The organism is Pseudomonas sp. CFSAN084952 (genome assembly GCF_009648855.1).
Classification (GTDB): Bacteria; Pseudomonadota; Gammaproteobacteria; order Pseudomonadales; family Pseudomonadaceae; genus Aquipseudomonas; species Aquipseudomonas paracarnis.
The window spans coordinates 1,062,570-1,082,791 of sequence record NZ_CP045767.1; the positions used below are offsets into that span (position 1 = coordinate 1,062,570).

23 protein-coding genes are annotated in these 20,222 nt (G+C 60.6%); 12 read left to right on the forward strand and 11 right to left on the reverse strand.

The features are described 5' to 3' along the window. Nucleotides 1–44: 44 nt before the first annotated feature. Nucleotides 45–1,121, reverse strand: a complete 1,077-nt coding sequence (locus tag GH769_RS04945) for a 3-deoxy-7-phosphoheptulonate synthase (RefSeq protein WP_003189871.1) — start codon at nucleotides 1,119–1,121, stop codon at nucleotides 45–47. Between the two features lie 130 nt (nucleotides 1,122–1,251). Continuing rightward, nucleotides 1,252–1,686 carry a pilus assembly protein PilZ gene (locus GH769_RS04950; protein ID WP_014717660.1) on the reverse strand — a complete coding sequence of 145 codons (435 nt, stop codon included), beginning with the start codon at nucleotides 1,684–1,686 and terminating at the stop codon, nucleotides 1,252–1,254. On the opposite strand from GH769_RS04950, the gene GH769_RS04955 reads away from it, so the two are divergent. The 5 genes from GH769_RS04955 (at nucleotide 1,685) to cysB (ending at nucleotide 5,590) form a co-directional block, all read left to right on the forward strand. After that, nucleotides 1,685–2,071 (forward strand): hypothetical protein, encoded by a 387-nt coding sequence (locus GH769_RS04955; RefSeq protein ID WP_014717661.1) that lies wholly within the window; start codon nucleotides 1,685–1,687, stop codon nucleotides 2,069–2,071. The genes GH769_RS04950 and GH769_RS04955 overlap by 2 nt on opposite strands. Beyond that, nucleotides 2,068–3,030 (forward strand): putative 2-dehydropantoate 2-reductase, encoded by a 963-nt coding sequence (locus GH769_RS04960; protein ID WP_014717662.1) that lies wholly within the window; start codon nucleotides 2,068–2,070, stop codon nucleotides 3,028–3,030. Before GH769_RS04955 ends, GH769_RS04960 begins: the two co-directional genes overlap by 4 nt. A gap of 15 nt (nucleotides 3,031–3,045) precedes the next feature. Beyond that, nucleotides 3,046–3,963 carry a 5'-nucleotidase gene (locus tag GH769_RS04965; RefSeq protein WP_032902960.1) on the forward strand — a complete coding sequence of 306 codons (918 nt, stop codon included), beginning with the start codon at nucleotides 3,046–3,048 and terminating at the stop codon, nucleotides 3,961–3,963. A 48-nt stretch (nucleotides 3,964–4,011) separates the two neighbouring features. After that, the gene (locus GH769_RS04970; protein WP_014717664.1) at nucleotides 4,012–4,512 is read left to right on the forward strand and encodes a universal stress protein; all 501 of its coding nucleotides are present in this window, start codon (nucleotides 4,012–4,014) and stop codon (nucleotides 4,510–4,512) included. 103 nt (nucleotides 4,513–4,615) lie between these two features. Then, nucleotides 4,616–5,590 carry an HTH-type transcriptional regulator CysB gene (cysB, locus tag GH769_RS04975; RefSeq protein WP_003189876.1) on the forward strand — a complete coding sequence of 325 codons (975 nt, stop codon included), beginning with the start codon at nucleotides 4,616–4,618 and terminating at the stop codon, nucleotides 5,588–5,590. A 42-nt stretch (nucleotides 5,591–5,632) separates the two neighbouring features. Here cysB and GH769_RS04980 read toward each other — a convergent pair whose 3' ends face one another. Both GH769_RS04980 and GH769_RS04985 read right to left on the reverse strand, forming a co-directional pair. Next, the gene (locus tag GH769_RS04980) at nucleotides 5,633–6,115 is read right to left on the reverse strand and encodes a GreA/GreB family elongation factor (RefSeq protein WP_014717665.1); all 483 of its coding nucleotides are present in this window, start codon (nucleotides 6,113–6,115) and stop codon (nucleotides 5,633–5,635) included. Between the two features lie 14 nt (nucleotides 6,116–6,129). Continuing rightward, nucleotides 6,130–6,498 carry a hypothetical protein gene (locus GH769_RS04985; protein ID WP_032902961.1) on the reverse strand — a complete coding sequence of 123 codons (369 nt, stop codon included), beginning with the start codon at nucleotides 6,496–6,498 and terminating at the stop codon, nucleotides 6,130–6,132. A gap of 132 nt (nucleotides 6,499–6,630) precedes the next feature. Between GH769_RS04985 and earP the strand changes: the two genes are divergently transcribed. Both earP and GH769_RS04995 read left to right on the forward strand, forming a co-directional pair. Then, nucleotides 6,631–7,764 carry an elongation factor P maturation arginine rhamnosyltransferase EarP gene (gene earP / locus GH769_RS04990; protein ID WP_032902962.1) on the forward strand — a complete coding sequence of 378 codons (1,134 nt, stop codon included), beginning with the start codon at nucleotides 6,631–6,633 and terminating at the stop codon, nucleotides 7,762–7,764. A 49-nt stretch (nucleotides 7,765–7,813) separates the two neighbouring features. Further along, on the forward strand, nucleotides 7,814–8,386 hold the full coding sequence (locus GH769_RS04995) for an elongation factor P (protein WP_003172723.1): 573 nt from the start codon (nucleotides 7,814–7,816) through the stop codon (nucleotides 8,384–8,386). 65 nt (nucleotides 8,387–8,451) lie between these two features. Here the strand turns inward: GH769_RS04995 and GH769_RS05000 are convergent, their stop codons facing one another. From GH769_RS05000 to GH769_RS05010, 3 genes are all read right to left on the reverse strand, one after another. Then, complete coding sequence (locus tag GH769_RS05000; RefSeq protein ID WP_014717668.1) at nucleotides 8,452–8,871, reverse strand: organic hydroperoxide resistance protein; 420 nt, start codon at nucleotides 8,869–8,871, stop codon at nucleotides 8,452–8,454. Between the two features lie 255 nt (nucleotides 8,872–9,126). Further along, nucleotides 9,127–9,579 carry a MarR family winged helix-turn-helix transcriptional regulator gene (locus GH769_RS05005; protein ID WP_032902963.1) on the reverse strand — a complete coding sequence of 151 codons (453 nt, stop codon included), beginning with the start codon at nucleotides 9,577–9,579 and terminating at the stop codon, nucleotides 9,127–9,129. An 81-nt stretch (nucleotides 9,580–9,660) separates the two neighbouring features. Next, complete coding sequence (locus GH769_RS05010; protein WP_032902964.1) at nucleotides 9,661–10,611, reverse strand: LysR family transcriptional regulator; 951 nt, start codon at nucleotides 10,609–10,611, stop codon at nucleotides 9,661–9,663. Between the two features lie 108 nt (nucleotides 10,612–10,719). On the opposite strand from GH769_RS05010, the gene GH769_RS05015 reads away from it, so the two are divergent. Further along, nucleotides 10,720–11,469, forward strand: coding sequence for a sulfite exporter TauE/SafE family protein (locus GH769_RS05015; RefSeq protein ID WP_032902966.1), 750 nt, complete (start codon nucleotides 10,720–10,722; stop codon nucleotides 11,467–11,469). Here the strand turns inward: GH769_RS05015 and GH769_RS05020 are convergent. After that, nucleotides 11,459–12,340, reverse strand: coding sequence for a LysR family transcriptional regulator (locus GH769_RS05020; protein ID WP_014717672.1), 882 nt, complete (start codon nucleotides 12,338–12,340; stop codon nucleotides 11,459–11,461). The genes GH769_RS05015 and GH769_RS05020 overlap by 11 nt on opposite strands. A gap of 70 nt (nucleotides 12,341–12,410) precedes the next feature. On the opposite strand from GH769_RS05020, the gene GH769_RS05025 reads away from it, so the two are divergent. Together GH769_RS05025 and GH769_RS05030 are read left to right on the forward strand one after the other, a co-directional pair. Next, the gene (locus GH769_RS05025) at nucleotides 12,411–12,617 is read left to right on the forward strand and encodes a DUF1127 domain-containing protein (RefSeq protein ID WP_014717673.1); all 207 of its coding nucleotides are present in this window, start codon (nucleotides 12,411–12,413) and stop codon (nucleotides 12,615–12,617) included. Nucleotides 12,618–12,662: 45 nt separating this feature from the next. Next, on the forward strand, nucleotides 12,663–13,892 hold the full coding sequence (locus GH769_RS05030; RefSeq protein WP_019820345.1) for a winged helix-turn-helix domain-containing protein: 1,230 nt from the start codon (nucleotides 12,663–12,665) through the stop codon (nucleotides 13,890–13,892). Between the two features lie 96 nt (nucleotides 13,893–13,988). Here GH769_RS05030 and GH769_RS05035 read toward each other — a convergent pair whose 3' ends face one another. Continuing rightward, entirely contained in the window at nucleotides 13,989–15,335 is a 1,347-nt protein-coding gene (locus GH769_RS05035; protein WP_019820346.1) for a class II 3-deoxy-7-phosphoheptulonate synthase, read from the reverse strand. A gap of 124 nt (nucleotides 15,336–15,459) precedes the next feature. Here GH769_RS05035 and GH769_RS05040 point away from each other — a divergent pair, with 124 nt between their 5' ends. Beyond that, nucleotides 15,460–16,215 (forward strand): spermidine synthase, encoded by a 756-nt coding sequence (locus GH769_RS05040; protein ID WP_014717675.1) that lies wholly within the window; start codon nucleotides 15,460–15,462, stop codon nucleotides 16,213–16,215. 133 nt (nucleotides 16,216–16,348) lie between these two features. Here GH769_RS05040 and GH769_RS05045 read toward each other — a convergent pair whose 3' ends face one another. Next, nucleotides 16,349–17,140, reverse strand: a complete 792-nt coding sequence (locus GH769_RS05045) for a crotonase/enoyl-CoA hydratase family protein (protein ID WP_014717676.1) — start codon at nucleotides 17,138–17,140, stop codon at nucleotides 16,349–16,351. A gap of 423 nt (nucleotides 17,141–17,563) precedes the next feature. Here GH769_RS05045 and GH769_RS05050 point away from each other — a divergent pair, with 423 nt between their 5' ends. Next, the gene (locus GH769_RS05050; RefSeq protein WP_014717677.1) at nucleotides 17,564–19,237 is read left to right on the forward strand and encodes a DEAD/DEAH box helicase; all 1,674 of its coding nucleotides are present in this window, start codon (nucleotides 17,564–17,566) and stop codon (nucleotides 19,235–19,237) included. Between the two features lie 192 nt (nucleotides 19,238–19,429). On the opposite strand, the gene GH769_RS05055 is transcribed toward GH769_RS05050, so the two are convergent. Then, the gene (locus tag GH769_RS05055; protein ID WP_032902968.1) at nucleotides 19,430–20,197 is read right to left on the reverse strand and encodes a class III extradiol ring-cleavage dioxygenase; all 768 of its coding nucleotides are present in this window, start codon (nucleotides 20,195–20,197) and stop codon (nucleotides 19,430–19,432) included. Nucleotides 20,198–20,222 lie beyond the last annotated feature (25 nt).

Consider the following 20,222-nt stretch of genomic DNA (forward strand, 5'->3'; position numbering starts at 1 on the left):
CGGGCTTAGCCCGGCGTTTTTGTGTGCGCGAAACCGGTACGGACTCAGGTGCGCTTGCGCTGGGGCAACACGTCCTTGAGCTTGGCGTGCATGCTGCGCAGGGTAGTTTCGGTGGCGGACCAATCGATACAGGCATCGGTGATCGACACGCCGTACTGCAAGTCGGCCAAGTCTTTTGGAATCGCCTGGCAACCCCAGTTCAAATGGCTCTCGACCATCAAGCCGATGATCGACTGGTTACCTTCCAGAATCTGGTTGGCAACGTTCTCCATCACCAATGGCTGCAAGGCCGGGTCTTTGTTGGAGTTGGCGTGGCTGCAGTCGACCATGATGTTTGGCTTGATCTTGGCCTTGTTCAGCGCCTGTTCGCACAGCGCGACGCTGACCGAATCATAGTTGGGCTTGCCATTGCCGCCACGCAGCACCACGTGACCGTAGGCGTTGCCCTTGGTCGTCACGATGGACACGCCGCCTTCCTGGTTGATACCCAGGAAGCGATGAGGGCTGGAGACCGATTGCAGCGCATTGATCGCCACGGTCAGGCCGCCGTCAGTGCCGTTCTTGAAGCCTACGGCCGACGACAGGCCGGACGCCATTTCGCGGTGGGTCTGGGATTCGGTGGTGCGTGCGCCGATAGCCGACCAGCTGATCAGGTCCTGCAGGTATTGCGGGGAGATCGGGTCGAGGGCTTCGGTGGCGGTGGGCAGGCCCATTTCAGCCAGGTCCAGCAGCAGTTTGCGACCGATGTGCAAGCCATCCTGGATCTTGAAGGAGTCGTCCAGGTACGGGTCGTTGATCAAGCCTTTCCAGCCGACGGTGGTACGCGGTTTCTCGAAATACACGCGCATGACCAGGTACAAGGTGTCGGACACTTCAGCCGCCAGCACTTTGAGGCGCTCGGCATATTCGTGGGCGGCCTTGAGGTCGTGGATAGAGCAGGGCCCGATCACCACGAAGAGACGGTGGTCGGTGCCGTCGAGAATGTCACGGATGACTTCGCGGCCCTTGGTGACGGTCTGCAGGGCAGCGTCGCTCAGGGGGATTTCGCGCTTGAGCTGATCGGGGGTGATCAGGGTCTCGTTGGATTCAACGTTAAGGTCATTGATCGGTAAATCAGCCATCGTGTTACTCGCCAGGGTCACGGGTGCCGGCCGCCAGCTATCCCCGTGCGGCGGGCACAGCATGATTTGAATGCAGGGGGGAGGAACCTTAGCGCGTAACACGGGCCCGCGACAATGGGCAAAGCCCGGTTTAATCCAGCGCTGGCTGCACAACCGCCTCATGGGAGAACTCGCCGGCATGACGCGACACCCACTCACGGGCCATGGTTTCAAGTTGTGCAGGCGTTGGCTCGGCGTCTTCGTGCAGGCGGCAGTAACGCTCGATCTGGCACACTTGCTCGCCCATCCGTGCACCGAACAAGGCGTGTTCGTCGGTAAAGCAAATACCAATGCGATAGCCCTGTTCGACTTTGCGGCACCAGGCGACATAGCCTGGATAACGGGCGCTGGGCCCTAGGGAAGGGATATGCAGGTCTACCGCCGTGCCGGCGCGCCAGGCACGTGGCCAATTGCAGGCGACGCCGCCGCGGCCGATAGTGTGCAGGCGTTGGCGGGGAAGGGCGGGAGAGGGACGTTGGATCAACTCGACAGCGACATCATCAGGGTGAGGTAAAAAACGACCCATGTACACGGACTCCGAGCGCCGTCCAGTTGACGGCAATGGCAGCAGTATAGTGAAGGAACTGGAATTGACCGACCTGGATATTGACCAGCAATTGCTGGGATTGCCAGGTATTTCGCTGGTAGTGTTCACCAGTGTCGGTTGTGCCAGTTGCCGCTGGGCACGCCAGCAGTTGCCCAGCTGGCACTTGCCGGTGGACCGCGTGTGCTGGGTGGATGCCGGGCACAACGGCGGTGCGGTGGAACGCTACCGGATCTTTCATTTGCCGGCGTTGTTCCTGGTGTGCGAGGGTCAATTCTTTGGGCAATTACAGACACGTCTTACAGCATCCGACCTCGCCGAATGCCTAAACCAGGCGCTCAACCGAACACCAGAGGATTTGCCATGACAGCAGTTGCAGCCCCGTCGCCACGCATTGGCATTATTGGCACCGGTGCCATCGGCGGTTACTACGGACTGATGCTGGCGCGTGCCGGCTTCGATGTGCATTTCCTGTTGCGCAGCGAATATGCCGCGGTGAGCAGGCATGGCCTGCACGTCAACAGTACGGTGCATGGGCAACTGCACCTGCATCCGGTGCAGGCCTATGCCAGCGCCGCCGACATGCCGCCGTGCGACTGGCTATTGGTGGGCACCAAGTCCACCGGTAATGTGGACCTGGCGCCAACCATCGCCCAGGTGGCGGCGCCGGATGCCAAAGTGGTGCTCCTGCAAAACGGCCTCGATGTCGAAGACAGCCTGCGTGAACACCTGCCGCCGTCGCTGCATCTGTTGGGTGGCCTGTGCTACATCGGTGTGCACCGCTCGGCCCCCGGCGTGGTCGAGCATCAGGCGTTGGGCCGGGTCAACCTGGGCTATCACAGTGGCACGGCGGCCAACGATGAGGTGCAGCAACAGGCGATTGTCGAAGCCGGTGCCGGGCTGTTTCATCAAGCTGGCATCGAGTCCCAGGCCATGGCCAATGTGCATCTGGCGCGTTGGCACAAGCTGGTCTGGAACGTGCCGTTCAACGGCCTCTCTGTGTTGCTGGGCACGGGTACCACGGCCATGATGGCCGATGAGTCCAGCCGCGAGTTGATCCAGGCGCTGATGGCCGAGGTGGTGCAGGGCGCTCATGCCTGCGGGCATGAAATTCCTGCCAGTTACGCTGGGCAGATGTTCGCCATGACAGAAACCATGGACGACTACCTGCCCAGCATGTACCACGACCACCTGCACAAGCGGCCGCTGGAGCTGGCGGCCATCTATGCCCGTCCCTTGGCTGCTGCCAAAGCGGCCGGTTGCGAACTGCCACGCATGCAGGCGCTCTATCAGGCCTTGAGTTTTATTGATCGGCACAACCGCTGATTGGGGGGGACCACCATGGTGAAGGGATTGGCTGACAAACTGGTGCTGGCGATTTCCTCACGAGCGCTGTTCGACCTGAGTGACAGCCACAAGGTTTATCTGGCTGAAGGGGTCGAGGCTTACCGCAAATACCAGATCGAGCACGAGGAAGAAACCCTCGAGCCTGGCGATGCCTTCCCGCTGGTCAAGAAGCTGCTGAGCCTGAATGCCAGCCTGGGGCGTGCGCGGGTCGAGGTGGTGTTGGTGTCGCGCAACAGTGCCGATACCGGGCTGCGGGTGTTCAACTCGATCCAGCATTACGGCCTGGATATTTCCCGCGCCGCGTTCGTAGGCGGGCGTAGTCCCTATCCCTATTTGGCCGCCTTCGGTTGTCATCTGTTTCTCTCCACCCATGCCGAAGATGTGCGCAGCGCCCTCGATGCCGGGTTTGCGGCCGCGACGATTCTGTCGGGCGGCCCGCGCCGCGCTTCCAGCGAAGAGCTGCGCATCGCATTCGACGGCGATGCCGTGCTGTTCTCCGATGAGTCCGAGCGCGTCTACCAGGCCGGCGGGCTGGCAGCCTTCCAGGCCAGCGAGCGAGAGTCGGCGCGCCAGCCTTTGCACGGCGGTCCGTTCAAGGGCTTCCTGGCGGCACTGAACCTGTTGCAACGCGAGTTTGCCGATGAGGCCTGCCCGATTCGTACCGCGTTGGTCACCGCACGTTCGGCACCGTCCCATGAGCGCGTGATCCGCACGTTGCGCGAGTGGGATATCCGCCTGGACGAATCGCTGTTCCTCGGTGGCCTGGAAAAATCCGCGTTTCTGGAAGCCTTTGCCGCCGATGTGTTTTTCGATGACCAGGCCGGCCATTGCGAGAAAGCCAGGGAGGTAGTGGCCACCGGGCGCGTGCCCCATGGCATCAGCAATGAGTTGAGAATCCAGACCGAGCGCTAGCTGCTAAGCTCATTCAATTCCCGCCATCCTGGCAGCCCAGGAGGTTTTATGATTCGTTCGATGCTGTTTGCCACGGACCTCGGTCTGTATGCGCCCTACGTGATGCAACATGCGCTGGCGCTGGCGCGAACGTTCAAGGCTGACCTGTATGTGATCCACGTGGTCGAGCCCATTGGCTTGTTCGCCGAATCGGTGTTGCAGAGCTACCTTGATGAAACCGCCCTGAGCGAATGGCAAAGCAAGGGGTTGAGCACGGTGATGGCGACGATTGAACAACGCGTGCTGGACAGCTTCCGCGAGGAGTGGGGGGAAGGGGAGCAGGACCTGCAATGGATTCGCTCGGTCAAGGTGATCCAGGGGGATCCTTGCGAGGTGATTCTCGACCAGTTGCGAAAACTGTCTGTCGACTTGCTGATCGTCGGCAGTCATAGCCAGGCAACCGGTGTGGCCGTCCCCCTTGGACGTACCGCCGCACGGGTGTTGCAGTTGTCCCCCGTGCCGGTTTACCTGGTGCCGTCGCTGCAGCGTCGGCGCAGTGACGATAGTTGATCGGCAAAAACGATAAAAAGTTCTAGATTTATCCGTCAAACCTTTAATATAGTTATATACCGTCGCTGATACCCGTGGCGTCTATCTGCTTTGAGGGATTCATATGAAGCTTCAACAACTGCGCTACATCTGGGAAGTGGCGCACCACGACCTCAACGTTTCCGCTACCGCTCAAAGCCTCTATACCTCGCAACCTGGTATCAGCAAGCAGATCCGCCTGCTCGAAGACGAGTTGGGCGTCGAAGTCTTCGCACGCAGTGGCAAACACCTGACCCGCGTCACTCCAGCTGGCGAGCGCATCATCACCACCGCCGGCGAGATCCTGCGTAAAGTCGAAAGCATCAAGCAGATCGCCCAGGAATTCTCCAACGAGAAGAAAGGCACCTTGTCGATCGCCACCACTCACACCCAGGCGCGCTATGCATTGCCGCCGGTGATCCGTGATTTCATCAAGCAATACCCGGACGTAGCCCTGCACATGCACCAGGGTTCGCCGATGCAGATTGCCGAGATGGCCGCTGACGGCACCGTCGATTTTGCCATCGCCACCGAGGCCCTGGAATTGTTCGGCGACCTGGTAATGATGCCCTGCTACCGTTGGAACCGCTGCGTGGTTGTGCCTCAGGGGCACCCTTTGGCCAAGCTGCCGAAGCTCACCCTGGAAGCCTTGGCTGAATACCCGATCGTGACCTACGTGTTCGGCTTTACCGGCCGTTCCAAGCTCGACGAAGCGTTCAGCCATCGCGGCCTCACGCCCAAGGTGGTGTTCACTGCTGCCGATGCCGACGTGATCAAGACCTATGTGCGCCTGGGCCTGGGCGTCGGGATCGTCGCCAAGATGGCGGTCGACACCAACCTCGACAAAGACCTGGTGGTGCTGGATGCCAGCGAATTGTTCGAGTCCAGCGTGACCAAGATCGGTTTCCGTCGCGGTACCTTCCTGCGCGGCTTCATGTGCGACTTCATCGAGAAGTTCGCACCGCACCTGACCCGTGAAGTGATGGCCAAGGCGATCCAGTGCCACAACAAGCAAGAGCTGGAAGAGTTGTTTGACGGCGTTGAATTGCCCGTCCACTGACCGCGATTACCCTGTAGAAGCTCGCTCCTACAGGGGGGTAGGTTATCGGGCCTCGGTCACCGTAAAGTGCTGCCGAGCGCCGGCCACCAGAATCTCTACCTCTTCATCGATACGCTTGCCCAGCAGGCCTTTGCCCAGGGGCGAGCGTGGCGTGATGACCGTCACCGGTTGCCCCACCACATCCACTTTCAAACCCGCCGCATCCGGCGCCAGGAACAGCCATTGCTGGCGACCGTCCTCGTCTTCCAGGCCCACCAGCGTGCCTATCTCTATCCCGCGTTGATCATCGTACGCACGTAGCTGCAGTTGCTGGCACAGCACCAGCGATTGCTTGATCTCCTCCACTCGTCGGGCCTGCCCGGTGGCCAGGTACGAAGCCTCCAGGCCGAGGGTGTCGTATTTGTTTTCGGCAATGTTTTCTTCGTGGGTTGCGGTTTCGTAGGCGGTCTGCGCGGCGCGTTGGACGACGTCGATGTCGACGGTGAGCTTTTCCAGGATCAGCTGGAGCACGGCGTGTTTATTCATGGCGGTATCTGGCATCAATCGCAGAATTGCAGGACATTGGCCCGCGTCTTTTCATTGGGGGCGTTCTGGTCTTGTTGCAGCCAGAACTGGCATTTGGGGTTGGACAGGTTACGCGCGTTGCTTCGGGCCTGGTCCAGGGCCTGTCGTTGTTCCTGTTTTTGCAGGTTCTGTTGGTACTGTTCGAACAGACGGTTCGGTGGCTGCGGCTCAACCATGGCCGGTTTGCCCAATTGCTGAACCGCCTGTGCCACCGGCGCCAGGCTCTGGGGGAACAGGTAGCGAGACGCCAGCCAGGCGGTCAGCGCAATGGCGATAAACCCTAGCCACACGCCGGCGGCAATCGCGATGCAGAGCTTGAACAGCGATAACGGACGGTCAGACATAAGGGCCTCCTGGCAGGCATTGACGGCATGACGGTGATTGTCGCACAGCCTCCGTGCAGAATAATCGCGATCAAGCCTTCTGCATCCACGCATTTATGCGGACAATCGAACCTTTGATCGATGGAGCCCGGAATGAAAGCCCGCTGGGATATTTTTTGCAGTGTCGTCGACAACTACGGCGACATCGGCGTGACCTGGCGCCTGGCCCGGCAGTTGGTGGTGGAGCATGGCTGTGACGTGCGCTTGTGGGTCGATGACCTGCGCGCCTTCGAACGCATGTGCCCGGACATTGATGTGCAGGTGGGCCAGCAATGGCAAGAGGGCGTCCAAGTGCGCCACTGGCCGGCCGAATGGCCAGGCGCACACCCGGCGGATGTGGTGATTGCTGCGTTCGCGTGCCAGCTACCGCCCGAGTACATGGACCGCATGGCCGAGTGTGAACGTGCGCCGTTGTGGATGAACCTGGATTACCTCAGCGCTGAAGACTGGGTGGTGGGCTGCCATCGCTTGCCTTCGGTGAAGTACAAGGGCGTGCAGAAGTACTTTTTCTTCCCCGGGTTTCGCCCTGGTACTGGCGGCCTGTTGCGCGAAGCCGGCTTGTTGGAGCGACGCCGGGCGTTTCAGCAGGACGCGGCCGCGCAACAACGGTTCCTGCAAAGCCTGGGCGTTGCTCCGACGGCCGGCGCGCGTTTGATGTCGCTGTTTGCCTATGAGAATGACGGGTTGGCCGGCTGGCTGGACGTATTGGCGGCCGATGGACGGGGGACGCACTTGCTGGTGCCGGAAGGGCGCATTCTGGGGGACGTGCAACGCTGGCTGGGGGTGAACAGCTTGTCGGCGGGAGACATCCAAGTACGTGGTGCGCTGACCGTACAGGTCATTGCATTCGTACGTCAGGAGCAATATGACCGATTGCTATGGTGCTGCGAATTTAACGCCGTACGTGGCGAAGACTCGTTCGTGCGTGCCCAGTGGGCGGGGAGGCCATTGCTGTGGCACATCTACCGCCAGGACGAAGACATCCACCTGGACAAGCTCGATGCCTTCCTGGAACTGTACACAGCCGCACTTTCACCGGCCGCCAAAGCTGCCGTCGTCACGCTCTGGCAAGCCTGGAACGCTGATGGCGATATGGCACAGTCCTGGAAAATGCTGCTGGAACATTGGCCCGAGGTCAGCCAGCACGCTGAGAACTGGTGTCTGGAACAAGGCTTGCAGGCCGATCTTGCGACGGCGCTGGTACAGTTTTATGAAAGTTGGATATGATACGCCACCTTGATTTTTGTCAATCCCATCCAAATTTCGGATATACGCAATGAAAACTGGTAAAGAACTGAAACCCGGTACAGTGATCCGTCTCGAAAACGACCCTTGGCTGGTTCAGAAAGCTGAGTTCACCAAGTCTGGTCGTAACAGCGCAATCATGAAGACCAAGCTGAAGAACCTGCTGACCGGTTACAAGACCGAAATCGTCTACAGCGCCGATGACAAACTGGACGACGTGATCCTCGACCGCAAAGAAGCGACCCTGTCCTTCATCAGCGGCGACACCTACACGTTCATGGACACCACTGACTACACCATGTACGAGCTGAACGCTGAAGATATCGAAGCCGTTCTGCCGTTCATTGAAGAAGGCATGGAAGACGTCTGCGAAGCTATCTTCTTCGAAGAGCGCCTGGTTTCCGTAGAGCTGCCGACGACCATCGTGCGTAAGGTTGCTTACACCGAAGGCTCCGCTCGCGGCGACACTTCCGGCAAGGTGATGAAGCCTGCCAAACTGAGCAACGGTACCGAACTGCAAGTGGCCGATTTCATCGAAATCGACGACCTGATCGAGATCGACACCCGTGAAGGTGGTTCGTACAAAGGCCGCGCCAAGAAGTAATTCTGGCCCCGGCTATACGAAAAAAGCCCGACCTTGAGTCGGGCTTTTTCATGGGCGTCTGTTTTTCAGACCGTTACATGCAAGCGCACCTCAACGTTGCCACGGGTGGCATTGGAGTACGGGCACACTTGGTGCGCAGCGTCGACCAGGCTTTGCGCCTCATCTTGGGCCAGGCCCGGCAGGCTGATATGCAGGTCGATATCCAGGCCGAAGCCGCCCGGGATCTGGCCGATGCCCACGTGGGCGGTGATCGAGGCGTCATCCGGGATTTTGCGTTTGGTCTGGCTGGCCACGAACTTCAGTGCGCCGATAAAGCAAGCGGAGTAGCCGGCAGCAAACAATTGCTCTGGGTTAGTGGCCTGGCCACCGGCGCCGCCCAACTCCTTTGGAGTCGACAGTTTGACGTCGAGGATATTGTCGCTGGAAACGGCGCGACCATCACGGCCGCCAGTGGCGGTGGCTACTGCGGTATAGAGCGTTTGCATGGGGCGTTCCTCTGTGTGGTTAGCGCTAAACATTTGTGCGCTAAGTAGTTGGTGAGGTGAATGTATAGCGCTAATGTTTAGTGCGCAAGTTAATTTTTCAGCGTTGAAGAATTTAAGGGTGTCGCAGAACAAAAAGTGGGAGCTGGCTTGCCTGCGATGACGGTGTATCAGTCACTGCATGGTTGACTGATGAATCGCAATCGCAGGCAAGCCAGCTCCCACTTTTGAGTATGTTTAGTGCTGGGGCCTAGCGTGTCAGATGCTGGTTTGCAGATTGGCGCGCAACGCGATCAGGTCGCCTTGCAGATTGCGCAATTGCTCCAGCGCCATCCCGCTGGCGCCCAGGATGCATTGCGGAACATCCTTGGCCTTCTCCTGCAAGGCGCGCCCGGCGTCGGTCAGTTTCACCACCACCACCCGCTCGTCTTCGCGGCTGCGCGTGCGGCTGAGCAGGCCCTCGGCTTCCAGGCGCTTGAGCAGTGGCGTCATGGAGCCTGGGTCCGTCAGCAGGCGGCTGCTGATTTCACTGACGGTCAACTCATCCTCTTCCCACAGCACCATCATGGCCAGGTACTGCGGGTAGGTCAGGCCGATGGCCTGGAGCAGGGGCTTATAGACCTTGGTCATTAGCAGTGAGGTGGAGTGCAGGGCGAAGCACAGCTGGTTGTCCAGCAACAGCGATTCGCAAGGATCAGGGTTTTTGCTCATGGTGGCGTCTCGAAAAAGCATGTCTGGGCTGGAATCTAGCGGGCAAATCTTTAATGCGCCAGGTAATTCTTGCCGTAGGCGTCAGACCAAGCCACTTTGCAATGCCAGATCCCAGGGCGGCACCGGGCTGAAACGGGATTTGAGGTATTCAAGCAACAATCGGCTGCGTGCATTGGGCTGTTGCTCCAGGCGCAGCGCATAAATGCCTGCGGTTTCCGGACTGGGCAAACCGTCTTCACAAAACAGCGGCAACAATTCGCCGCGCACCAGGTATTCACTGGCCAACCAGGTCGGCAAGTGAGCGATGCCCAGCCCGGCCAGTGCGCCCGAGAGCAGGGCTTCGGCGTTGTTGGCACTCATGCGGATGCGTCGCGGGCGATAGGTGGTGCGGCGCCCGTCCAGTTCGAAGCGCCAGGCGAACATTGGCGCCAGCCCGTCCCAGTCCAGGCCGTCATGTTCGCTCAGCTCTCGAGGATGGGCCGGCGTGCCACGGCTTTTCAGGTACGCGGGGCTGGCACAGGCGATACGCACGATACTCGCCAGCGGCGTAGCGACCAGTCGGGTGTCGACAATATGCCCTGCGCGCAGAACCAGGTCGACCTTGCCCAGATGCGCGCCGTGCATATCGACAAAGCTGTCGATCAAGTGCAGGTGCACGTCCAGGCCTGGATACAGGCTCAAAAAATCCGCAATGACCGGCGCCAGGTGCCGGCGGCCGAATGCTGCGGGCGCATCGACCCGGATCAACCCCTCCGGCGCATGGCTCAGCGAGACCGCCTCTGCCCGTGCCAGCTGCAACTCGTTGACAATCCGTCGCGCCCGCTCGGCAAAGGCCAGGCCTGCGGAGGTGGGCACCACCGCATGGGTGCTGCGTTGGAACAGGCGGCTACCCACGGAGCTTTCCAGGCTGTCGATGCGCCGGGCCACGGCTGAAGGTGTCAGCGGATGGAGGCGCGCGGCGGCGGAAAAACTGCCGGCTTCCATTACGTCGAGAAACAGGCTCAGTTGGTCGGTCAGGGTGTTGGGGTTCATAGCTCAACGCTTATGCGAGATTGGCACAGCCATTGTGCGTTGCTGTGCGTTTCCGCGCCAGGGTCGACTGCGTAGCATGCCAAGCATGAAATTGCGGAGTACCGAGCGGTGTGGGATTTAGTGATGTACCTGGCATTGGGTGCGGCGTTGGGCACTGTAGGTGGGCTGTTTGGCATTGGTGGTGGGCTGATTGCCATCCCGGTGCTGGGCGTGTTGTTCGGCCTGGATCAGCAGATTGCCCAAGGTACCGCCTTGGTGATGGTCGTGCCGAATGTGATGCTCGCGCTGTGGCGCTATCATCAGCGTAACCGCATCGAGTTGCGTCACGCTTTACCCCTGGGTGTGACCGGCTTTTGCTTTGCCTGGCTGGGATCGATCTGGGCGGTGGGCCTGGATGCGGGCGCCATGCGCATCGGTTTTATTGCGTTCTTGGTGGCGTTGTCTGCCTACAACCTGCTGCGCATGTTCACTCGCAATGCGCCGCCCACCGCACAAATGCGTTATTCCTGGCCCTGGCTTGGCGTCTTGGGCGCGGCATCCGGTTCCATGGGCGGGCTGTTCGGGGTCGGCGGCGCGGTGGTCGCCACGCCGGTACTCACCAGTGTCTTCGGCACTACTCAAGTGGTCGCCCAAGGCTTGTCGTTGGCCTTGGCGTTGCCCAGCACCGGTGTGACCCTGGTCACCTATGCCTGGCACCACGAGGTGGACTGGATGATCGGCCTGCCACTGGCGGTGGGGGGCCTGCTGAGTATCAGTTGGGGCGTGAAAGTGGCGCATGCCTTGCCAGAACGTCTGTTGCGCGGCCTCTTCTGTGGCTTCTTGGTGGTGTGCGCGCTGATGCTGACCTTTAAAGTTTGAAGCCTTCGACGATGTAGTCCGCCAGGCATTCGGTGATCGGCGAGGTCATCTGCGGGTTACGCAGCAAGCGCAGGTTCATCGACGGTAAAGGCGGGAAGCCTTCGTCGCTGCCGAGCACTCGCAGGTCGTCGGTGACCAGGCTTTCCATGCTGACCATCGCCGCCAGGCCTGCACTGACCACTGCCAGGATCGCTGCTCCGTTAGAGCTGTGATAGGCCAGGCGATAATCTCGCCCGGCCGCCTCCAGTGCGGCCCGTGCCCAATGGGTGTATAGGCACTCGTCGCCGGACACCGCCAGGGGCAGGGCATCGTGCTCCTCCACACAAAAGCACGGTGATGCTGCCCACACCATGCGTTCGGTACGCAATAACTCACCCAGATCGTTGCCGGGCTCGCGGCTGATTACGGTCAACGCCAGGTCCCGCCGTTGCATCAATACGGTCGATGCTTCGCAGTGCATTTCGATCTGGATCAGTGGGTAGGCTTTGGAAAATTGCTTGAGGATGCCTGGCAGAAAGCGCATCACGTAGTCATCCGGCGTGCCGATACGCACCAACCCCACCATATGCGGCTCGCGCAGGGTATTGAACACTTCGCTGTGCAATTTCAGGATGCGCCGCGCATAACCCAACAGCACCTGGCCTTCGGGCGTGAGCCGTACCTGGCGGCCATCGCGCTCGAACAGTTTGCGCTGCAACACGTCTTCTTCCAGGCGCTTCATCTGCATGCTCACCGCCGATTGAGTGCGGTTGACCTGCTCGCCGGCGCGGGTGAAACCGCCCTGGTCGGCAATGGCGACGAAGGTGCGCAGCACATCAGTGTCGATGCTGGGATAGGCGGACAATTGATCAATCTCCGAGATGTAATGCATAAGAAACATTCGTTGGATTGATCATAATGCCGGGCACACACTGTCGTCATCCCCACTGGAGGGCGAGAAGATGAAAGGTCAAAAAGGTTTCATATCGACGGATAAATGGCCGTTTGCCGGGCTGTTTCACACATTCGCGCGTTGGCAGCTGTTGCATCAGGAGCGTCAGATGCTGGCGACCCTGAGCGATGACGCCCTCAAGGACATCGGGCTCAATCGCGCCGACGTCGCGCAGGAAAGCCATCGGCATTTCTGGGAAGACCCGCTGCGAAAATAAGCGCGGATGCAGTAGGGTAGGGGGCGAGCTTCTATGGAGATTGCCATGCCCGCCGACCTGTGTTTTTCACTCAAGCAAGCTCGACGCATGGCGCTGGCTGCCCAGGGATTTTCCGGGCGCCAGGCGCCTGCACAGATAAAGGCTGCGCACCTCAACCGCTTGATCGAACGCCTGGGCGTTTTACAGATCGACTCGGTCAATGCGCTGGTGCGTTCTCACTATCTGCCGGTGTTTTCCCGCCTTGGTTCTTATTCCCCGTCGATCCTTGAGCAGGCCGCCTGGAGCCAGGGGCGGCGACGCTCACTGTTCGAATACTGGGGGCATGAGGCATCGCTGCTGCCCATGGCGCTGTATCCGATGATGGGTTGGCGCATGGAGCGCGCCCGGCAAGGGCGGGGGATTTATGCGCAAATGGCACGTTTTGGCCGTGAACAGCAGGCGACGATCCAACGCGTGTTGCGCACCGTCGAACAGCAGGGCGCCTTGGGGGCGGGTAGCTTGTCGACCCGCGAGGAGCGTGCCGGACCCTGGTGGGATTGGAGTGATGAAAAGCACGCGCTGGAATGGCTGTTCGCCGCTGGCCTGGTCACGGTTGCCGGTCGTCGAGGGTTTGAGCGGCTTTATGATCTGCCCGAGCGTGTTATTCCCGCAGAGGTGCTCAGGGTCTCCATGAGTGAAGGTGAAGCGCAGCGTGGCTTGCTGTTGCACAGTGCGACTGCATTGGGTGTCGCCACCGAAAAAGACCTGCGCGATTATTTCCGCCTCGACCCCGCCGACAGCCGCAACCGCTTGGCCGAGCTGGTTGAGGATGGGCAACTGCTGGCGTGCCAGGTGCGGGGCTGGAAACAACCAGCGTATTGCCTGGCGGCGCCCAAACTGCCGCGCAACGTGCCGGCCAGTGCATTGTTGTCGCCGTTCGATTCGCTGATATGGGAGCGCAGCCGCACCGAGCGCTTGTTCGACTTTCGCTATCGCCTGGAGATCTACACGCCGCAAGAAAGACGCGTGTACGGCTATTACGTCCTGCCGTTTCTCCACAACGAACGCATTGCCGCACGCGTCGACCTGCGGGCCGAGCGTGCCCATGGGCGCCTGGCCGTGCATGCAGTGCACGAGGAAGAACCTGGGCTGGATGAGGAAGGTATGTTGGCGCTGGCCTTGAACCTGCGAAAGATGGCCGACTGGCTAGGGCTGGAACAGATCCAGCTCAATTGCCAGCGGCCCAGTGCTGCTCGGTTAAGGGCAGCGATGCCGAACCGGGATACCAACCTTTAAACCTCTATCGCGGGCAAGCCCGGCTCCCACAGAGAAACGCGTTCAAATGTGGGAGCCGGGCTTGCCCGCGATGGCGTCATCCCCGTCGCTAAAACGTCAGCGCTTTACCTGTTTCAAGGTCTCTGCAATCAGAAACGCCAACTCCAGCGATTGATCGGCATTCATCCGTGGGTCGCAATGGGTGTGATAACGGTCCGACAGGCCATCTTCGGTGATCGGCCGTGCGCCGCCGATGCATTCGGTGACGTTCTGCCCGGTCATCTCGATATGGATCCCGCCAGCATAGGTGCCTTCTGCCTGGTGCACTTGGAAGAAATCCTTCACTTCGCCAAGGATCTGCGCAAAGTCGCGGGTCTTGTAGCCGCTGCTGGCCTTGATGGTATTGCCGTGCATCGGGTCGCAGCTCCACAGCACTTGCTTGCCCTCGCGCTGCACGGCGCGGATCAGGTTGGGCAAATGGTCGCCGACCTTGCCTGCCCCCATACGGGCGATGAGGTTGAGGCGGCCAGGGTCGTTATCCGGGTTGAGGATGTCGATCAGGCGGGTCAGGTCGTCCGGGTTCATGCTAGGTCCGACTTTCACGCCGATCGGGTTGTTCACTCCGCGCAGGAACTCGACATGGGCGCCGTCCAACTGACGGGTGCGGTCGCCGATCCACAACATATGCGCCGAGCAGTCGTAGTAGTCGTTGGTCAGGCTATCGCGGCGCACGAAGGCCTGTTCATAGTTGAGCAGCAATGCTTCGTGGGCGGTGAAGAAGCTGGTTTCGCGCAATTGCGGCGAGCTGTCCATGCCACAAGCGCGCATGAAGGCCAGGGTTTCGTCGATGCGGTCGGCCAGTTGGCTGTACTTCTCGGCGAGCGCGGAGTTGGCGATGAAATCCAGGTTCCACTTGTGCACCTGGTGCAGGTCAGCGAAACCGCCCTGGGCAAAGGCGCGCAGCAGGTTGAGGGTGGCGGTGGACTGGTGGTAGGACTGCAACAGGCGGTCCGGATCTGGCACGCGGCTTTTTTCGTCGAAGCCGATGCCGTTGACGATATCGCCCCGGTAGGCGGGGAGGGTGATGCCGTCGATGGTTTCATCGTTGGCCGAGCGTGGCTTGGCGAACTGGCCGGCCATGCGCCCGACTTTCACCACCGGGCAACCGGCAGCGAAGGTCATGACAATGGCCATCTGCAGCAGCACCTTGAAGGTGTCGCGAATCTTCGCGGCGGAAAACTCGGCAAAGCTCTCGGCGCAATCACCGCCTTGCAGCAGGAACGCACGACCTTGGGTCACTTCGGCAAACTGACGGCGCAATTCGCGGGCTTCCCCGGCAAACACCAGGGGCGGGTAGCTCGCCAGGCTCTGCTCCACTTGCAGCAAGTGTGCAGCGTCCGGGTATTGGGGTTGCTGCTGGATCGGCAGGGCTCGCCAGCTATCGGGGCTCCAGGGTTGGCTCATCATGAACTCGTTTGCGGGTGGATGTTCGGGCGTCAATGTTAGCAGCAATTAGTGCGTGACCTGTTGCTGCCGCTTGGCCGACAATCGCGCCTTTGCCGTGCAGCAGACCCTTTTAGGAGTAGTGATGAGCGAGGAGCGTGTCGAGCACCTGCTGGCCGAAGTCCATGATGAATTCGGCATGATCCGTGTGCTTGAAGTGGCTGATTACCGCTTTCTCGAATTTGGCGACGCCATCGAGCAAAGCTGTGTGTTCACTGCTGACCCGAGCTGGCTGGAGTACGACTACACCCGCGCCATGCTGATCGGCGCGTTGTGCCATGAACAGCCGGAGAGTGCATTGTTTCTCGGCCTGGGCGCGGGCACGTTGACCCAGGCGTGCCTCAAGTTCCTGGCGCTGGAAGATGTCGAAGCCATTGAGCTGCGCCCTGATGTGCCGCGGCTGGCCATCGAATATCTGGGGCTGGATGACGACCCGCGCTTGTACATCCGCATTGGCGACGCGTTGCAATTGCTCGACAGTGCCGAATCGGCCGATCTGATTTTCGTCGACCTCTACACCGATGTCGGCCCGGGCGTGGGGCATCTGGCCTGGACCTTCCTGGAAAACTGTCAGAAGAAACTCAACCCCGGCGGCTGGCTGGTGATCAACCAATGGGCCACCGATGATGGCAAGCCGTTGGGGGCGGCGTTGTTGCGTGGGTTGTACCACCGGCATTACTGGGAGCTGCCGGTGAAGGAGGGCAATGTGATTCTGTTGGTGCCTTCGGAGCTGGATCAGGTGCTGGACCTGGAGGCGCTGTCAGCCCGCGCCGAAGCTTTGGCGCCGCGCTTGGGGTACTCGTTGCAGCCGTTGATCAAGGCGATTCGGCCGGCAACTTAGTTGCCAGTTCGGACGCTTTCGCGGGCAGGCCCGCTTCCACAGGGGATTGCATTTCAACAGAGCATGCAATTCAACTGTGGGAGCGGGCTTGCCCGCGAAGAGGCCCTCACTGCCGACCGCTAATTCAGTTCGTTCAAATCCCCTTGAACACCCCCGGCCGCTTCTCGACCATCGCCCGAACACCCTCCTTGGCATCTTCACTGTTGAGCAGTTTATCCACCATGGGCGGCAGCGCGGCGGCTGCCACAGCCTCACCCTCCATACGCGCCAGCCGTGCCGACATCAACGTGGCCTGTACACCCAGCGGTGCCTGGCGCGCAATGCGGTTGGCCAACTCGATGGCGCGGGGCAACAGGTCTTCACTGGCCATCACTTCCTGCACCAACCCCAGGCGCAGGGCTTCATGGGCGTCGAACTCGTCGCCGGTGAGCAGCCAGCGCATTGCATTGCCCCAGCCGGCAATCTGATGAAAGCGCAATGTCGCGCCGCCAAACGGGAAGATCCCGCGTTGCACCTCCATCTGGGCAAAGCGGGTATTGCTGGCGCAGAGGTTGATATCCGCCGCCAGCATCAATTCGATACCGATCGTCAGGCAATAACCCTGGGCGGCGACGATCACCGGCTTGCTCACGCGCGGGCCTGCAAATACCCCCCACGGGTCGCACCCTCCCAGCGGCGGTTGCCAGCCACCCGCCATCACGCTGCTGACATTGGCCAGGTCCAGCCCGGCCGTGAAGTGGTCGCCATGGGCAAACACCACGGCCACCCGTGCGTCATCGTTTCGATCAAATTCGCCATAGGCCAGGCTCAGCGCATTGAGCAAATCCAGGTCGAAGGCGTTGCGCTTGGCCACACGGTCCAGGCCCAGCAATAGAACATGACCCTCAAGTGCGCGGCTGACACGGCTACTGCTGGCTTGATTCATGGGGTGTGCCCTCGGGGCGCGGGTAAGGTTTCAGACCAAAGGGTCTCAGCGGGTGGGTGAACCGTTTAAGCTCGATGACCAACAGGGCCGGGCCTTTGAAAAATAGACCCTGGCGCACGGATCTGCAAAGCGCGTGACGCAGTGCGGTTTATCGGTGCCTGGCGATAAAAAAAGCTCCCTTTTTCAGCTATTTCCGGTATAGTGCGCGCCGGCCTTTAACCGGGCCGCGTTTAGGTAGCGCAATTCCCCGAAGTCAGCTTCGGCTGCACGTCCGCACAGCGGACTCTTCCTTGACGAATCTTTTTCATTCATTCGTTTTCGCAAATCCCCGCCGACAAAGCAGCCAGGGCGACTCTTGAGTCTCAACACGGCATGCGCAGCTTTGGAGCATGGGTCTTTGCGGATGCACTTAGAGGCAGACCCATGACCCAGGAAACCGGCGGCTTCGCCGCTTTTAATCTTAACCCGAATATTCTTGCAGCCGTCGCAGCGACCGGCTACGAAGAACCTTCGGCGATTCAGCAGCAATCGATCCCGATCATCATGGCCGGTAAGGACATGATTGGCCAGGCGCAAACCGGTACCGGCAAAACTGCCGCGTTCGCCCTGCCTATTCTGCACTGCATCGATCCTGCCAAGCGCGAGCCGCAAGCCCTGATCCTGGCGCCAACCCGTGAGTTGGCGCTGCAAGTAGCAACCGCCTTTGAAACCTACGCCAAGCAAATGCCGGGTGTAACTGTTGTGGCCGTTTACGGCGGCGCGCCTATGGGCCCACAACTCAAGGCAATCCGTAATGGCGCACAGATCGTTGTCGCCACTCCGGGCCGTCTGTGCGACCACCTGCGTCGTGACGAAAAAGTCCTGTCGACCGTGAACCACCTGGTTCTGGACGAAGCTGACGAAATGTTGAAGCTGGGCTTCATGGATGACCTGGAAGTCATCTTCAAGGCGCTGCCAGCGACCCGTCAGACCGTACTGTTCTCGGCTACCCTGCCGCAGTCCATCCGTGCCATTGCCGAACGCCACCTGCGCGATCCGGAGCACGTGAAGATCCAGACCAAGACCCAGACCGTTACCGCGATCGAACAGGCTCACCTGTTGGTTCACGCTGACCAGAAGACCTCGGCTGTATTGAGCCTGCTGGAAGTCGAAGACTTCGACGCGCTGATCATGTTCGTGCGCACCAAGCAAGCGACCCTGGACCTGGCCAGCGCCCTGGAAGCCAAAGGCTACAAAGCCGCTGCGTTGAACGGTGACATTGCCCAGAACCAGCGTGAGCGCGTGATCGACTCCCTCAAGGATGGCCGTCTGGACATCGTTGTGGCGACCGACGTTGCCGCCCGTGGCCTCGACGTTCCACGTATCACCCACGTGTTCAACGTTGACATGCCTTACGATCCAGAGTCCTACGTTCACCGTATCGGCCGTACCGGCCGTGCCGGTCGCGAAGGCCGTGCATTGCTGCTGGTGACTCCACGTGAGCGCCGCATGCTGCAAGTGATCGAGCGTGTTACCGGCCAGAAAGTTGCCGAAGTCCGCCTGCCGGATGCCCAGGCCGTTCTCGATGCGCGCATCAAGAAACTGACCAACAGCCTGGCGCCACTGGTGGCTGACGCTGAATCGACCCACGGCGACCTGCTGGACCGCCTGACTGCCGATATCGGTTGCACCCCGCGTGCCCTGGCTGCAGCTCTGCTGCGCAAAGCTACCAATGGTCAGGCCCTGACCCTGGCAGCCATCGAAAAAGAACGTCCACTGGTTCCGAACAGCGCGCCACGCGGTGATCGTCCAGAGCGTTCCGGCGACCGTCCAGACCGTGGTGATCGCGAGCGTCGCGCTCCAGTGCCATTGGCCGAAGGCCGTGCTCGTTGCCGTACCGCGCTGGGTGCGCGTGATGGTATCGCGGCCAAGAACCTGCTGGGCGCTATCCTCAACGAGGGTGGCCTGGCACGTGAAGCCATCGGTCGCATCCAGGTGCGTGACAGCTTCTCCCTGGTGGAGCTGCCGGAAGACGGCCTGGAAAAACTGCTGGCCAAGCTCAAAGACACTCGCGTTGCCGGTAAGCAGCTCAAGCTGCGTCGCTACCGCGAAGATTGATCTGCCCTTGGGCTGATTGATCGCACATAAAAAATCCCCGACTGGTTCGGGGATTTTTTTGCCTCATGTTTTAGTCTCCGAGGCGATCAACTGTGGGAGCTGGCTTGCCTGCGATAACGGTGAGTCAGCAAGCCAGTGTGTGACTGATACACCGCTATCGCAGGCAAGCCAGCTCCCACAGATGTGGCGGTGTCAGCCAAAACGATAGATATCCATGCCAAGGGCGCCCAGAGTGAAGCCCTGATGCGCCACACTGAAATCACCCCCGGCACCCCGCGCAAAGTACAGCGGCAGCAAATGCTCATCGCTGGGATGGCTGCGCACGGCATGTGGCGCCTGGCGCCGATAGTCATGCAAGGCGGCGTCGTCATTGGTCGCCAGTTTGTCGACCACCCAGTCGCGAAACTCCCGCGCCCACGGGGTGATCGTTTCCGGCCCGGCGCGCCAATCCAGTTCGCCCAGGTTATGGGTGATGCTGCCGGAGCCGATCAACAGCACGCCCTGTTCGCGCAGGCTGGCGAGCGCATGCCCGACCCGGGTTTGCAGGGCGGGGCCCAGGCGGCTGGGCAAGGAAACTTGCACCACTGGAAGGTCTGCTGCCGGATACATCAGCGACAGCGGGACCCAGGTGCCGTGGTCGAAGGGACGTTGCTCGTCAATACGTGCAGCCAGACCGTCGGCGTGCAGCAGCTCGACGATCTCACTGGCCAGCTGTGGGTCACCCGGCGCGGGGTATTGCACCGCAAACAACTCGCGCGCAAAGCCGCCAAAGTCGTGCCAGGTTTCCGGTGCAGCACCGCCGCTGACCAGCAGTTCCGGGCTTTCCCAATGCGCCGACACCACCACAATGGCTTTGGGGCGTGGTAGCTCGGCAGCCAGGCGCTGTAGCGCGGGGCCACTGGCGCCGGGTTGCAAGGCCAGCATGGGCGAACCGTGGGAGATAAACAGGCTGGGGAGCATGAGCGGGTCCTGAGGGTTAAGATAA